The following is a 16,046-nucleotide window of genomic DNA, read 5'->3' on the forward strand; positions in this document are numbered from 1 at the left end:
TTTATGCTTATTTTAATATTTCTATTTTGCTTTTGCAGTAAATTCTTTGCACTTTTCTATATACTTTTCAGCACTTGCACGTTCCTTAGAGTCGGGATATTCGTTAATAAATCCGTAACATTCATCCTCTGCATCTTGAAAACGTTGTAGTTTTTTTTCATCCACACTCATTTGAGCTAATTCATACTTACATTTCATAATTAAGATAGAAAACTCTTCACGGAGTGCTGAATATGGATAATCGTTTAACGCACTTTGTGCTGTAACAATACAAGCTTCAAAGTTATTTCCACCATCGTTGCCACAATTACCAAAGTAAGAACCAAGGTTGTAATACAACTTTGCGTTAAGATATTCTTTACGAATTAGTTTGTCTTGTAAAGTAAATAATCGTTGTTGTGCAGTTCCTTTCATTTTTCCATTTGGATATAAATCCAAATAATCTTGAAATGCTGCAATTGCCGCAACTGTGGGCGTTTGGTCTAAACGAGCTTCTGGGGTCCCTTCATATAAACTTTGCCCAATGTAGAAAGAAGCCATTTCTGCATAATAACCATTGGGATAAGTCTGATAGTATTTTTTAAAAGCTTCTGAAGCAGCTTCGTAATCATGCATACCATACTCAGCCATTGCAAGCATATAGAGACACTCCTGTGCATTGTCGGTACCTTTCTGAATTGTTACTAAATCCTGAAGTAAAGGTACAGCAAAACTATATTTCCCTTTTGCGTAACACTCCTTTGCATACTCATACTTATATGTATAGTCTGAGCTCTTGTATACTTGATTGTATTCTTGCGCGCAACTAACTAAAAGAAGCGACAGAACAAATATAATGAAAAAATTCTTCTTCATAAATTCACTTTGAATTGCAAAGTTACATATAATTCTATAATAAACAAAGACGTTGGCACATTTTTAGCAAAAAATCACTATTTAATAGCAATTATCTGTAGTTTTTTATTAACTTTGTATTTAACAATGAACTTCAAACTGACATCAAAATACAAACCGACTGGTGACCAACCAGAGGCTATAAAGGAATTAACTGAAGGAATAGAACATGGCGATAAAAGCCAAGTCCTATTAGGTGTAACTGGATCTGGTAAAACATTTACAATGGCAAACGTTATTGCCAATGTTAACAAACCAACTTTAATTCTATCGCATAACAAAACTTTAGCAGCACAACTTTATGAAGAGATGAAGGGTTTCTTTCCACAAAATGCAGTGGAATTTTATGTTTCTTATTACGATTATTATCAACCAGAAGCTTATATGCCTTCAACTGATACCTATATAGAAAAAGATTTAGCTATAAATGATGAAATAGATAAGTTACGTCTTTCAGCAGTTTCTTCATTATTGTCAGGCAGAAAAGATGTTATTGTCATATCTTCAGTATCTTGTATATATGGTATGGGAGGCCCTGTTGCCATGAAAGACAATGTAATAAGGATTAAAAAAGGACAAATTCTTGATCGCAATATTTTTTTAAGAAGTCTTGTAAATGCATTATACGTTAGGAATGACATTGATTTGCAGCGTGGTAATTTTCGTGTAAAGGGCGATACTGTAGATGTTGCAATGGCCTATAGCGATAATATACTAAGAGTTACATGGTGGGACGATGAAATAGATGCTATTGAAGAAGTTGATTCTATTTCATATCATCGTTTAGGTTCTTTCGAAGAATTTGAGATCTATCCTGCTAATCTTTTTGTAACTTCAAAGGAACAAACAGAAAATGCAATTCGGCAGATTCAAGATGACTTAACTATACAGATTGATTTCTTTAATGAAATTGGGGATAGTGTTAAAGCACAACGCATTAAAGAACGTGTTGAATATGATATTGAGATGATAAAAGAGTTAGGTCATTGCTCAGGTATAGAAAACTATTCTCGATATTTCGATGGAAGAGAACCTGGTCAACGACCTTATTGCCTCTTGGATTTTTTTCTTGAAGATAATCTTATTATCATTGATGAAAGTCACGTAAGTGTCCCACAGATTTCGGCAATGTATGGTGGTGATAGAGCAAGGAAGAAAAATCTTGTAGAATTTGGCTTTCGTTTACCAGCGGCTTTTGATAACCGACCACTGAAATTTGAGGAATTTCATAATCTTATAAAACAAATCATATATGTGTCAGCTACACCTGCAAACTTTGAATTAGAAGAGGCAGAGGGTGTGGTGGTAGAACAGCTTATACGACCAACTGGTTTACTTGACCCTGAAATAGAGGTTCGCCCATCAGAAAATCAAATTGACAACTTAATGGAAGAGATTCTGGTGAGATCTGAAAAAGATGAGCGAATTTTAGTTACAACGCTTACAAAGCGTATGGCAGAAGAGTTAACTGAGTATCTTTTAAATCATGAAGTAAGAGCTGCATATATTCATAGCAATGTTGCAAGCTTAGATAGAATAAAAATTATAAACGACTTGCGTAATGGTATTTATGATGTGCTTGTTGGAGTAAATCTTTTACGTGAAGGATTAGATTTGCCTGAAGTTTCATTGGTTGCTATACTTGATGCTGACAAAGAAGGTTTTTTACGTAGTCATAGAAGTCTTACACAGACAGCAGGTAGAGCAGCTCGCAATGTTAATGGAAAGGTCATTATGTATGCTGATACGATAACAGACAGTATGCAGAAGACTATTGATGAAACATTACGTAGACGTGAAAAGCAATTAAAGTATAATGAATTAAATCATATTACACCAACACAGATTAAACGTTCAATAAAAGAAACATTGCCTATTGGAGACACAAATATGGTCGCAAATGTTTTAAATGTTAAAAAGAAACCAAAGATATATAGTATACTACAAGAAGAAACAGCATTGGTTGCTGACCCAATAGTCATGAAAATGACAAGAAAACAGCTTGAAAAGAGTATTCAAAATACAACAGCTATGATGAAAGAAGCTGCTAAAAACCTTGATTTTCTACAAGCTGCTCAGTACCGAGATGAAATATTGCGTTTACAAGCTGAATTAGAACAAAAGACGGTATAAAAGAAACTATTAATCTAAATGTAAGCTCCTCTCATTATATAAATCAACAGCTGAAAATCATCTCGACTTGAAAAAGTAACAGGGTTAAAGAACGATCGTTATTTCCGATTCTTGATACACTAATTTTACAAACAAAACAGGTGTTTTTATTAAGTAAAAGAATAATTTATCGTTTTTAAGGGACGACTAAATATCTAATCTTTGTTACACATCAGTAAGTAGAAAATCGTACCTGAAACTCCAAATGAACGTTAAAAAAAAAATAAGCATCCTACAATCAAGTATTTTTTTATAACTTTGCTCTATAAAATAAATTAATAAAGCGGATATGCTTTCGAATAGAAATTCTTCACTTTATAACTTTCTTTTAATAACAAATAAGAAAAGATTAATAGAGTAATTGAATAATAACAATAGGCATTATGACAGAAGAAAATGGAAATAGTATAGTACGTCCCCCCCATAATAGACGTACACTAAGAGAAAATAAACCTCGTGTATCTTCACTACGACAGTGGCTTAATATCATTTTTATGATAGGTGCCTTAATTGGTTTAATTCTTTATTTAACTTTAGCAGAACCGACTATTGGAATTATCATTATTTTGATTTCTATGGTATTTAAATTTGCTGAAGCTGCATTACGATTATTTCATCAATGAAGCGATATTTTATTCTGTTTATTAGTTTTTTCATGGTTTCTCTGCTTTCTAATGCACAAGACTATGATGAAATTACAGACGATGGTACATTTACCGCCGATAATTTCAAGCGCGATAAAAACTTTGGAGTTTCTGATTCAATACAGAGCCAACATAAAGAAATTCCCCGCGGTTTAAAAGTATGGACAATTGACGAACGTTTTGGAGATAGAAAGGCTGCTCAACCAGACACTATCTCAAATATGTTCATGAACACTTTCTTCACAACAGGATTGCGTGGAGAGTTCAATTCATTAGGAAACTTAGGCTCGCCACGTCAGAATCGTATTTTTATAGATAGAGTGGAAATTCCTGAATTCTTCTTTCTTGCTCCCTATGATAAGTTTATTATACAGCCATCGAATTTTCATTTCACATCAACATTGTCTCCAATAACCAATCTTTCGTATAGTACTGCAGGAGATCGAACTAATGGTGAAGACCAATTTAGAGCTTTATTTGCAGTAAATGCAGGTAAAGCATGGGGGTTCGGTTTTAAGTTTGATTATATTTATGGGCGAGGTTATTATAGTTATCAAAGTACATCTCACATAAATTATTCGTTTTGGAGTACCTATACTGGGGAAAAATACCAAACAAATTTTCTATTTTCGCTCAATCATCAGAAAGTTTCTGAAAATGGAGGAATTGCCAATGATGCATATATCACTCATCCAGAGATATTTAGTGAGGCGTTTGAAACGAATGAAATCCCGACAATTCTTCAAAAAAACTGGAATAGAAATGACAACCAACATATCTTCTTCAACCATAGATATAGTTTGGGCTTTTTCAGAAAGGTGGCAATGACAAAGGAAGAAATAGAGGCTAGGAAATTTGCAATGAAATCGATGCAAAGTCAAGAAGAAGATAAAGCACGCCAATCAGCAATGAAAGAGGCACAAGAGTTGGGAGAAGAATTTGATGAAGAAGAATATAGTAAACGCTTAAAGGAGAAGAATAAGAAAAATAATTCTAGTATAGATAATAAAAAACTTGTTTCAATAGACTTGTCCAATAAAGGTGAACTGCAAGATTCAATAACTATAACAGACTTGAAACAAAAGCAAGTATCTGATAATAAAACTGAGATTGAATGGATGAAAGACGAGTATGTTCCTGTAACAAGTTTTATCCATACGGCAAGTTTTGATAATTATAGAAGAATTTATCAAGCTTATGAAACTCCAAACTCATTTTATTTAAATAACTATTATTACAAAAATGCAACGGCAAGTGATTCTATTTATGATCAGACAAAGCATTGGTCATTAAAAAATACTTTTGCAATTGCTTTATTAGAAGGATTTAATAAATGGGCAAAAGCTGGATTAAAAGCATTTGTATCTCATGAATTAAGGCATTACGAGTTGCCGACATTACTAACAGCATCAGCTGGAACGTCAAGTAATCCTTTGTTTGGAGGTTTTGAAAAAACAAATAAGAATGATATTTCGGTAGGTAGTCAGTTACTAAAAGCTAATGGTAAAACTTTACATTATGATGTAAGTGCTGAAGCATGGGTTGCAGGTGATAAAGCTGGTCAACTTCATATAGATGCCAATGCAGATTTAAAATTCCCACTTTTAGGCGATACTGTGCAGTTTGTTGCTACAGCATTTTTTCATCGTACAGCTCCTAGTTTTTATATGAATACTTTCCGTTCACGCCATTTTTGGTGGGACAACAATCTTGATAAACAAATTCATTCTCGTTTATTAGGTGTATTTGCTTTAAAAAAGATAATGACAAAGTTACGAGTTGGGTATGATGTATTAAAGAACTATACATACTTTGGTTTGAAAAATGATCGAACTGCATATGGTAACAATTATCTGGTAAAAGACAATCAAGTTAATGTTAGGCAAAATAGTGGTGCTATTAGCTTATTGACGCTTCAATTACAACAGGATTTTAAATTTGGAATTTTTAATTGGCAAAATTTAATTACATTCCAAAAGTCAAACAATGAAACTGTACTCCCTACACCAACTCTTAATATTTATAGCAATTTATTCGTAAGGTTTACAATTGCTAGAGTGTTGAATTGTGATCTTGGTGTTGATGTAAGATACTTTACCAAATATTATGCTCCTGAATATATTCCGGGCATCGGTGCTTTCGGAATTCAAGAAACAGAAGCAAGTCGAACAGAGATAGGTAACTATCCTATTCTTAATGCATATGCAAACTTTAAATTGCAGAACACGCGTTTCTTTATTATGCTATCGCATCTAAATAGTGGTGATGGTGGAAATTACTTTTTTACTCCTCATTATCCACTCAATCAACGTATTGTACGATTTGGTTTAAGTTGGAATTTCTTTAACTAATCGGTTAGATATAAATGAATATAAAGAAAGACATTCTAACAAAAATGGAGGCTGATGTTAAGGTAAACTCGCTTAATGCCTGGATACTAGCAGCACGTCCTAAGACGCTCACTGGAGCGAGTGTTCCTGTTATGATAGGTATTGCTTTTGCTTTTTTCAATGTTGGTTGGTCTCAATTTCGAATTCTTCCTGCTGTTCTTTCTGTGCTATTTGCGTATATTATGCAAATAGATGCCAACTTTGTAAACGATTATTATGATTGTTTGAAAGGCAATGACAAAAGTGAAACACGCCTTGGACCAAGTCGTGCTTGTAGCGAAGGTTGGATTACACTACCTGCTATGCGTAAAGGAATTTTAATAACAACAGTGTTAGCGTGTATAGTTGGTTTGCCTCTCATATATTATGGAGGTTGGGAAATGATTATTATCGGATTGTTTTGTGTCGTATTTTGCTTTCTTTATACAACAAAATTATCTTATCTAGGTTTAGGTGACCTGCTTGTGTTAATCTTCTTTGGCATTGTTCCCGTTTGTTTGACATATTATGTAATATTGCCTGAAGGTAATATAAACAACATTACCTGGCAAGTTTTTATAGCTTCTATTGCTTGTGGTTTTATCATAGATACTTTACTTGTCGTCAATAACTATCGTGATCGTGATAACGATAAACAAGCAAATAAAAATACTCTTATTGTCCGTATAGGTGAAAAGAAAGCTGAAGATTTGTATTTTTTGTTAGGCGCATTGGGCGTATGTCTAATGGCAATAGTTTTCTTTTTCACTGCTGACACAATGAATATTCTTAGTATCTCTTTGCTTTTCATATATACATTACTCCATATCAAAACATGGAAAGAAATGAAAAAAATAAAAAAAGGCAAGGAATTGAATAAAGTATTAGGGCTAACAGCTCGCAATATATTAGTTTACGGAGTCTTAACGACGATAGGAATACTGCTTATAAAGTAAAAATATGGATAACAGAGTTGATTTAGACCTAATGGAATTTGTTGAACAACAAATATTGCCACGATATAATGCATTTGGTAAATCGCATGGAATTGGCCATGTACAGCGAGTAATTAAAAATGCACTTGCTCTTGTTTCTTCAACAGGAGCTGATTCCAATATGGTATATGTTTCAGCGGCTTATCATGATCTTGGTATGGAAGGACCTCGAGCTGTTCACCATATAACAAGTGGTAAGATTTTAATAACAGATGCAAGACTTAAGAAATGGTTTTCACCAAAACAAATACGTATTATGAAGGAGGCGGTTGAAGACCATCGTGCGAGCAGTTCTCGAGTACCTCGAAGTATTTATGGAAAGATCGTTGCTGAAGCAGACAGAGAATTAGACCCAGAAATTGTATTTTCGCGTACTGTTTTATATGGTTTAGAAAACTATCCAGATAAAAATAAAGAAGAACAATGGACTCGTTTTTATAATCATGTTAATGAGAAATATGGAAGAACAGGTTATCTGCGTTTATGGATACCAAACTCACCCAATGCAAAGAAGTTAGAAGATATACGCAAATTATTGGAACAACCAACTGAATTGAGGACAGTCTTCGAAAAACTATATAACGAAATATTTGAAATTCAGAAAAATAAAAAGAGTAGAAAATAGATATTGACTTGTATTTATCAAGCATAAAAAGTAAAATGATGAATGAAGAACTAATGCGAAGAGCCATCGAATTATCAGAGAATAGCGTACGAAATGGTGGCGGACCTTTTGGAGCTGTTATCGCCAAAAATGGTGAAATAGTTGCAGAAGGAAGCAATAAAGTTACAATTGATAATGATCCAACTGCCCATGCAGAAGTCTGTACAATACGCAAAGCATGTCAAAAGCTAAACACTTTTGATCTCTCTGGTTGTGTTATATACACCTCGTGCGAGCCTTGTCCAATGTGTTTAGGTGCTATTTATTGGGCTCATCTTGATAAAATTTACTATGCAAACGATCGCAAAGATGCAGGAAAAATAGGTTTTGACGATGATTTTATCTATGAAGAAATAGCTTTAGAACCACAATACCGCAAAAAGCCATCAGAAATTTTGTTACGCTACGAGGCTAAAAATGCCTTTAAAATGTGGACGTTAAAAGACGATAAAAGCGAATACTAATGATATAATGGTATTAAAGTTTAAGAAAAAATAGTTTGTATAAAGTTGCAATGCTTTTAACTAAGCAAGCAACTTTGGATTTTTAGTTTGTTTATATACCAAAAACATTTAAAAGCCAACACGCTACGAAAATGAGCAAAAGGCCAAAAATGATTTTTAAAATACAGCTTGTAACTTTCTTAACAACAAAAATACAAGCAATAAAACAAAGAATAACTCCTAAATAATTTCCAATATTTTCCATTTTCTTAGTCCTTTCCAAAAATTCGTTTAAAACCTGTTGGCATTTGTGTACTAAACTCCATACGTTGATGTGTTACTGGATGATAGAAACAAAGGATATATGCATGTAAACATAAACGTTTTAACGGGTCATCTCCATTGCCATATTTTGTATCTCCACATACAGGGTGGTTAATGTCAGCAGCATGAACACGTATTTGATTTTTACGTCCTGTTTCCAGCTTAAATTCAACTAATGAATGAGTATCTGTTGTTTTTAATACATGAAAGTGTGTAACAGCATATCTTCCCCCATTATCAATAGGTGAACTATATGTAACATACAACTTATTATCCTTTAACCAGTTAGCTATAGTTCCACCTTCCTCTTCTATTTTACCGCTAAGAACAGCAATATAGCGTCTATCGTAAACAATATTATGCCACTCATACTCAAGTTGTTTACGAGTTTCCATATCTTTTGCATAAATTAGGAGTCCCGATGTCTCACGATCTAAGCGATGTACAACATGGGCATTACATTTCTGTCGAGTTCGCTTGAAATAACCATCAAGTATTGTCTTTACATTTAAAGATGATTGTCCAACACCCATTGATAGTATGCCATGAGCTTTCTCTACTACCACTAAATATCTATCTTCATAAACTAATTTTACATGCTTGCTTTGAAATTGGTCATTCTTTTTACTTGTGCTGATAGATATTTTGTCATCTTTATGCAAAGCAAAATCAAATTGCGTGACAGTTCTGTTATTAACTTTAATACCACGATTTTGTAATGTCGCCTTAATTTTCGACTTACTTTGCTTAACATTTACTAATAACCACTCCAATAAAGGAGCATCATCTTGTACATTCATTTGAACATACTTCTCTTTCTTCTTATATGAATTATCTTTCCTCATTCTATACAAAGATTCAATGTTTCGTTTCTTATATTAGTAGTCGTTAGAGAAGATAAAATAATGCAGAAACACAACTGCTTCTAAGGTTAATCCTTACTATTATTTTCGTTTTCTATCTCTATAAACTTTATAACCTTACAAGGATTTCCTACAGCAACAACATTATCTGGAATATCCTTTGTTACAACGGATCCAGCACCAATGGTTACATTATTACCAATAGCAACACCAGGAAGAACCACGACATTTCCACCAAACCAGACATTATTGCCTACTACTATCGGATAAGCATATTCAATATCTTTATTTCTTTCTTGTGGATTAGTTGGATGTCCAACAGTGTAAAAGGAACAATTTGGGGCAATGTAAACATTATTTCCAAAAATTACTTTCGCTTCATCTAATATAACAAGGTTAGTATTGGCAAAGAACTTTTCACCAATTTGTATATTGTGACCATAATCACAAAAGAAAGGAGCTATTATTTTAAATTCATTACCAGTTTTACCCAACAACTTTCGCAACCGTAAAGTACGTTCTTTATGTTTAGAAGGTGGAAGTAGGTTAAGATTATAACACTCCTCTTGACAAATACCAAGTTCTTTCAATAATTCAGGGTCTAATGCATAATAAGGCATTCCTTTTCCCATTTTCTCTTTTTCTGTCATATACTTATTTATCGTCAATAGTTTTTTGGAAAGCTAATCGCGGGTCACCATTCTCCAAATATATGATACCACAATACGTAAACCCTAATTTCTTCAGTCCGTTACGCATGATAACATTTTCTTTGTGAGTATCTATTCTAAGGTCTTTTACTTTCTTAAAGCAATATTCTATGGCTGTTGAAAGAATACCATGTACATTTGGAACAGATGCAATGCGATGAATTGTACCATAAGGTTTGTTGTTCAACCATCCTTCTCCTTCTATTTTTAGGTAGGTTGAATCAATTCCTTGAATAAACGCAAAGGTAGCAATAGGAGAAGTATCTTCTGACAGAATAAGATAACTATTTCCATCTACAATATCTGTCTTAATTTGTTCATTTGAAGGGTGTGTATTTCCCCATTGATTCAAGTTACCTGAGGCAATCATTTTTTCTCTACCATATTGTATTATTGATAGAGTAACAGGCAAATCGGCTAAGGTTGCTTTCCTTATCGTTTTCATTCGTTATAATCTTAATCGATAAAACGCCTTATTATATCGCCATAATTGTCTATACGTCTATCACGAAGGAATGGCCACCAGCGTCGTACATTTTCGCTTCGCTCAAGGTCTATATTTACGATAATACTTTCTTCATCATCAGTACACGCTTGATATTGAAGTTCTCCTTGAGGACCAGCTACAAAACTACTGCCCCAAAATAGAATACCATTAGTTTGTTGGCTTGGATCAGGTTCGTGCCCTACTCTATTTACAGCCACAACTGATAAACCATTTGCCACAGCATGACCACGCATTACAGTTGTCCATGCTTTACGTTGGCGCTGTTGTTCTTCTTTGCTATCACTACTTTCATAGCCAATAGCTGTAGGATAAATCAATATTTCAGCTCCTTGTAATGCCATTAGTCTTGCTGCTTCTGGATACCATTGATCCCAACAAATAAGCACTCCCAAGCGTCCTACACTCGTTTGAATAGGTTTAAAACCAATATCACCAGGAGTAAAGTAGAATTTTTCGTAATAAGCAGGGTCATCAGGGATGTGCATCTTTCTGTATTTACCTGCTATTGAGCCATCTTTCTCAAATACGACTGCTGTGTTATGATATAATCCAGCTGCACGTTTTTCAAACAAAGAAGTTACAAGTACTATACCACATTGTTTTGCTATTGCACCAAAAATCTCTGTTGATGGGCCAGGAATAGGCTCAGCAAGATTAAAGTTATTCACATCTTCTACTTGACAGAAGTAGAGTGAATTATGTAGTTCTTGTAAAACAACAAGTTCAGCACCACGTTTTGCTAAATCTTTAATACCTTCAATAAGATTTTCTATATTTTTATCTGTATCAGCTGTATTATGCAACTGTAACATTCCTATTTTCAATTCTCTCATAAATTACCATTTAGAGGTTTAAATAATGTAGAAATTAAACTTATCTTTTATAGTACACCTTCAGGGAACTGCATTGTCAGGCAATGAATAGAACCGTGTTGACGTATAATTATTTGTGAATCAACTCCAATAATATCATAATTTGGGAAAGCTAATTGTATAATATCTAAAGCCTGCTTATCGTTTTCTGGTTGATTGTAAGTCGGAACAATTACAGCACCATTAAGAATTAAGAAATTTGCATATGTAGCAGGTAATCTTTCACCTTCATCATAAATAGCTTCAGGTAATGGTAACTTATACAAGCGATAAGGTTTTCCATTTAAAGTTCTTAGTGATTTAGCCTGTTCATCAAGTGCTTTTAAATCATGATAGTGAGTATCATTGATATTATCAGTACCAATATAAAGCAATGTGTCGTTAGGTGCACATCTGAAGATGGTATCTATGTGCCCATCTGTATCGTCGCCTTCTAACTCTCCGTGCTCAATCCAAACAACTCGTTGCATATCGGGAAATATTTCTAGCAATCGCTTTTCTATGTCTTCTTGAGTTAAAGGTTGATTTCTGTATGGTGCATTAAGACACAAGGTTGTCGTAAACAAAGTATGTTTACCATCGCTTTCTATTGAACCTCCTTCCAAAACAAAGGCTTTATGATTTTCCAAAACACCGTCGAAAGTTCCCATAAAGTAGAGTTGTCTGTTAATGAGGTTGTCTTTATCCGATTGAAACTTCTCTCCCCATCCATTAAAACAGAAGTCCAATAGATGAGGTCCATTTTTTGTTTCCCCATTGTCAGATATAGGAAGTAAGGTAATAGGTGCAACATCTCTTGCCCATGTGTCATTATTTTCACATTGACGAAATATTATCCGCTGGAATTGGTCTGCCTTTAAATGTCTTGCAAGTAGTTTTTTAACTTCCTCTAAATATTGTGCTACAACCAACAACTTCTCGTAACGTGTTATAATCTCTGCGAGTTCAAGATAAGTTGTTGTAATTTCTTTCAAATAGGGTTGCCAATCTGTTTCCTTATGTGGCCATATTAGCATTATGCCACTTTGCTTTTCCCACTCTGCAGGAAGTCTAAAAGAATACTTGTTCAATTTGTTCACTCTTTTATAAAAGTTATTAACCAAAACCGATTCACGCCATTGTTAAATCAAATAAGCGACTCGTTTACTGCAAAGATACAACAACATAAAATCGTGAACAAGTTTTTTCATATATTTTATTCACAGATATGGCTTTTTTAAAGTACGACAAAATGAATATAGATATACTATTAAATATGCTGGTATGTTTTTTGATTAATGAAGTGTGTTGATAAATGTTAATATCGTGCCTTTTAGATGCAAGTATGTTAAAAATATAGCGTTAAACAATGACAAGAAGACGTTTTTTAGCAATGATAAAATATTTGTTAGGAAATAACCACTCTATTCATGTGCAATAATATTAGTCTAATTGCTAGATAATTACAACTGAACAAATATAATTTGTGCAATAAAAAATCTAGAATTTATTGCTAAAAACACTAAAAAAGGTAGTGCCATTAAGCGAAAATAATAATATAAAACCTCTGTTTTATAATGAAAAGCCAGCATTTTTATAATATAAAACCATCTGCTTTGTCATTACAAACAGACGGTTTTGACATTTGAAAGTATTTTCTTTAAAAGATTACTGCTCTTTTACAGTTTCACGATTCTATTTTAAAAATACTAGCCGGATTTTTAATATAAACACTTATAAACAGAAATTAACACTAAAGATTGACAAAAGAGAGTCTTCATCTCATATTATATTAGTTTATTTAGAATAAAGATAAGAAAATTCTTACACACACAAGAGGGTGTGTCAAAATGCAAATTAATAACTTGACAACTTTCAATCTATAAGTAGGGTTCTTCTAAAGGCAAAAAAAGACCATTTCTTTACTCAAAATCGAGTACAGAAATGGTCTTTTTAAATGAATTGTTTCAAACTGTAAGGTTATCAAAATGGCATTTTCATTTTGACACACCCTCTATAATAATGATGTTTACTCGTTTTTAGATGGTCTTGAACCGACTAAAGCATAGAAAAGCAAATATCCAAGCATGGCAACTACCAACCAATAACTATTAATATCGCCAATTTTAGTTGCAGTTAAATCTTGAATAAATGGCATAACTCCACCACCAAAAACCATAGTCATAAACAAGCCAGAGGCAGCTGCTGTATATTTACCAAGACCTTCTGTTGCAAGATTGTATATTACCCCCCACATAACGGAAGTGCATAGACCGCATAGAACAATGAAAACAACATTGACTGGAACTTCTGCATTAATTAGTCTCCAATTAGAAATATCAGGAATCATAAGATTCATTTTACTTGTTTCAGGCATAAAGATAGCGACAAGTAATAATGAAATAGCAATGACTGATGTAGCAGTAAGCTGTGAACGAGATGAAACTTTACCACTGATAAAGGCACTAACAAAACGTCCTACAAGCATTAACAACCAGTAAAAACCTGAAATAAGGCCACCTACAGCAGCACTTCCAAGTATGCCACCTTTTGAAATAGGCTCACTTAGATAAAACATGAGTTTGCTAGGAATACCTACTTCAATTCCTACATAGAAGAATATTGCAATGATACCTAGTTTCAATTGACGATAACCTAATGCTTCTTTAATACCACCTAAAACATCAGACTTTTCTGTTTCTGGTTCTGTAAGCTTCGTAAACCAAACTATACAGAACGAGAAAGCAAAAATTGCCAACGCAATAAGCAGTAAAGGTGTAACAACTTTTAGTGATGTTTGCTTTGTTATTTGACCTATCATAGAACCAGTGAGAATTGGAGTCAATGTCGCTGCAAGAGAGTTTAATGAACCTCCTGTTTGTATAAGTTGGTTACCGCGATTTCCTCCTCCACCAAGAAGATTCAACATAGGGTTCACAACAGTATTAAGAATACAAACACAGAAACCACATACGAATGCACCGAAAAGATAAACAATATATGTAAATAAGGAATTTCCATCCATATTGCTTGATATATATTGTATTCCTATACCTATCAATCCTAAAGCTAAAGCCACAAGAGCAGTTTTTTTATATCCATATTTTGTAATCATCATACCAGCTGGAATACCCATAAAAAAATAAGCAACAAAGTTCATCATGTTACCCATCATGCCTGCCCATTCATAATGTTCCTTCCAAATAGTTCCAAATGGCGCTGCCATATTTGTTACGAATGCGATCATAGCAAATAGAAATACCATGGTGATAATGGCCACTATTGCTCCTCTTTTATTAGTTTGATTTTCCATTGTTATAAATTTCTGTTTTATTAATTAATCTTATATTTTTCCTTTATTTTTCAACACCGAACTTATAGATAGTTTTTTGCTTATATTCCTTACTTGGTTCTAAAATTACAGAAGGGAAATAAGAACGATTAGGACTGTCAGGAAAATGTTGTGCTTCAAAACAGATAGCACTACGACGTGGGAAAGTTGCTCCATGTTGTCCTTTATAACCATCTGCCCAATTATCTGTATAAACTTGAAGTCCTGGTTCGGTAGTATATACTTCCATTGTTCTACCGCTCTTAGGGTCTTTTATACGTGCTGCAAATGATAATTCGCCTTCTTCTTTTTTATTCAGTACGAAACAATGGTCATAACCAGTACCATTCTTTATCTGTTCATTATCAGCATCTATATCTTGACCAACTAATTTAGGTTGACGAAAATCAAAGGGCGTACCAGCTACTTTTAGAATCTCACCTGTTGGAATAGATGTCTCATCAATAGGAATATAAAAATTGGCATTGATTTGACATTCTAGTTCTTCAATACTTGGAGTCGGATTAGCAATACCAGCCAACGAGAAATATCCGTGACTAGTAAGATTTATTATTGTTTTCTTATTGGTTTTTGCTGAATACTTTATAATAAGTTCGTCATTATCAGTAAATGAATATGCAACCCAGACTTCTACTTCACCAGTAAAGCCTTCTTCTCCGTATGGAGATGTATATTTTAGTACTACGGCATGTTCATTTACCTGTACTGCATTCCAGACTTTAGTATTAAATCCTTTCTTTCCTCCATGCAATGAGTTTGGTCCATTGTTAATAGCAATATTGTATTCTTTTCCATCTAATTGGAAATGTCCTTTAGCAATACGATTGCTATAGCGACCAACGAGTGTTGAAAGATAAGGCTCTGGAGAATTGATAACATCTTGAATATTATCATGTCCTTGAATGATATTTGCCAAATTCCCTTCTTTGTCAGGTACCATAATAGCAACTATTGCACCACCATAATTAGTGAAAGCTATTTCGTTACCTTTTGCATTTTTAAGTATATAGAGGTCTGTTCTCTTACCGTCTATCGTAGTCTGGAAATCTTCTTTTTTCAGACCACACACATATTGTGTCTCTTCGGCATTTACCATGTCGCTCTGATCTTAGTTATAATGTCTATATTGCAAAGGAAACAAAAATAACCGATATCACAAACTATTTTAAAATAAAAGGGGGATAACTGTGTGTTAAAAACAATTAAAAGAGGGTGTGTCAAAATTGATACATCCTCTTTTTATTCTTCCTTTACCTT

Annotated in this window: 14 protein-coding genes; 6 read left to right on the forward strand and 8 right to left on the reverse strand. The window is 33.6% G+C overall.

Translation table 11 applies throughout. From position 1 onward, the window contains the following. Positions 1-21: 21 nt before the first annotated feature. Positions 22-855, reverse strand: coding sequence for an outer membrane protein assembly factor BamD (locus tag HXN26_RS04955; protein ID WP_025001502.1), 834 nt, complete (start codon positions 853-855; stop codon positions 22-24). 126 nt (positions 856-981) lie between these two features. Between HXN26_RS04955 and uvrB the strand changes: the two genes are divergently transcribed. From uvrB to HXN26_RS04985, 6 genes are all read left to right on the forward strand, one after another. Continuing rightward, positions 982-3,027, forward strand: coding sequence for an excinuclease ABC subunit UvrB (gene uvrB / locus HXN26_RS04960; RefSeq protein ID WP_273159233.1), 2,046 nt, complete (start codon positions 982-984; stop codon positions 3,025-3,027). Positions 3,028-3,449: 422 nt separating this feature from the next. Then, positions 3,450-3,689: a hypothetical protein gene (locus HXN26_RS04965; RefSeq protein WP_025001504.1), complete on the forward strand. Its 240-nt coding sequence runs from the start codon at positions 3,450-3,452 to the stop codon at positions 3,687-3,689. Beyond that, on the forward strand, positions 3,686-6,061 hold the full coding sequence (locus HXN26_RS04970) for a putative porin (protein WP_273159236.1): 2,376 nt from the start codon (positions 3,686-3,688) through the stop codon (positions 6,059-6,061). Before HXN26_RS04965 ends, HXN26_RS04970 begins: the two co-directional genes overlap by 4 nt. A 14-nt stretch (positions 6,062-6,075) precedes the next feature. Next, positions 6,076-7,035: a 1,4-dihydroxy-2-naphthoate octaprenyltransferase gene (menA, locus tag HXN26_RS04975; protein WP_273159238.1), complete on the forward strand. Its 960-nt coding sequence runs from the start codon at positions 6,076-6,078 to the stop codon at positions 7,033-7,035. 4 nt (positions 7,036-7,039) lie between these two features. Then, complete coding sequence (locus HXN26_RS04980) at positions 7,040-7,699, forward strand: HD domain-containing protein (protein WP_025001507.1); 660 nt, start codon at positions 7,040-7,042, stop codon at positions 7,697-7,699. A gap of 35 nt (positions 7,700-7,734) precedes the next feature. After that, positions 7,735-8,202: a nucleoside deaminase gene (locus tag HXN26_RS04985; protein WP_273159240.1), complete on the forward strand. Its 468-nt coding sequence runs from the start codon at positions 7,735-7,737 to the stop codon at positions 8,200-8,202. Positions 8,203-8,450: 248 nt separating this feature from the next. Here the strand turns inward: HXN26_RS04985 and HXN26_RS04990 are convergent, their stop codons facing one another. From HXN26_RS04990 to HXN26_RS05020, 7 genes are all read right to left on the reverse strand, one after another. Continuing rightward, positions 8,451-9,350 carry an RluA family pseudouridine synthase gene (locus tag HXN26_RS04990; RefSeq protein ID WP_273159242.1) on the reverse strand — a complete coding sequence of 300 codons (900 nt, stop codon included), beginning with the start codon at positions 9,348-9,350 and terminating at the stop codon, positions 8,451-8,453. Positions 9,351-9,436: 86 nt separating this feature from the next. Beyond that, the gene (locus HXN26_RS04995) at positions 9,437-10,018 is read right to left on the reverse strand and encodes a sugar O-acetyltransferase (RefSeq protein WP_273159244.1); all 582 of its coding nucleotides are present in this window, start codon (positions 10,016-10,018) and stop codon (positions 9,437-9,439) included. A gap of 4 nt (positions 10,019-10,022) precedes the next feature. Continuing rightward, positions 10,023-10,523: a hypothetical protein gene (locus tag HXN26_RS05000; RefSeq protein ID WP_025000277.1), complete on the reverse strand. Its 501-nt coding sequence runs from the start codon at positions 10,521-10,523 to the stop codon at positions 10,023-10,025. 11 nt (positions 10,524-10,534) lie between these two features. Further along, the gene (locus HXN26_RS05005; RefSeq protein WP_273159247.1) at positions 10,535-11,419 is read right to left on the reverse strand and encodes a carbon-nitrogen hydrolase; all 885 of its coding nucleotides are present in this window, start codon (positions 11,417-11,419) and stop codon (positions 10,535-10,537) included. 47 nt (positions 11,420-11,466) lie between these two features. Further along, complete coding sequence (locus HXN26_RS05010) at positions 11,467-12,537, reverse strand: agmatine deiminase family protein (RefSeq protein ID WP_273159248.1); 1,071 nt, start codon at positions 12,535-12,537, stop codon at positions 11,467-11,469. A gap of 929 nt (positions 12,538-13,466) precedes the next feature. Continuing rightward, complete coding sequence (locus tag HXN26_RS05015) at positions 13,467-14,750, reverse strand: MFS transporter (protein ID WP_273159250.1); 1,284 nt, start codon at positions 14,748-14,750, stop codon at positions 13,467-13,469. A gap of 43 nt (positions 14,751-14,793) precedes the next feature. Then, positions 14,794-15,885: an aldose epimerase family protein gene (locus HXN26_RS05020; protein WP_025000273.1), complete on the reverse strand. Its 1,092-nt coding sequence runs from the start codon at positions 15,883-15,885 to the stop codon at positions 14,794-14,796. Between the last annotated feature and the right edge of the window lie 161 nt (positions 15,886-16,046).

Origin of the sequence: Prevotella aurantiaca, assembly GCF_015262605.1 — a bacterium.
Taxonomy (GTDB): Bacteria; Bacteroidota; Bacteroidia; order Bacteroidales; family Bacteroidaceae; genus Prevotella; species Prevotella aurantiaca.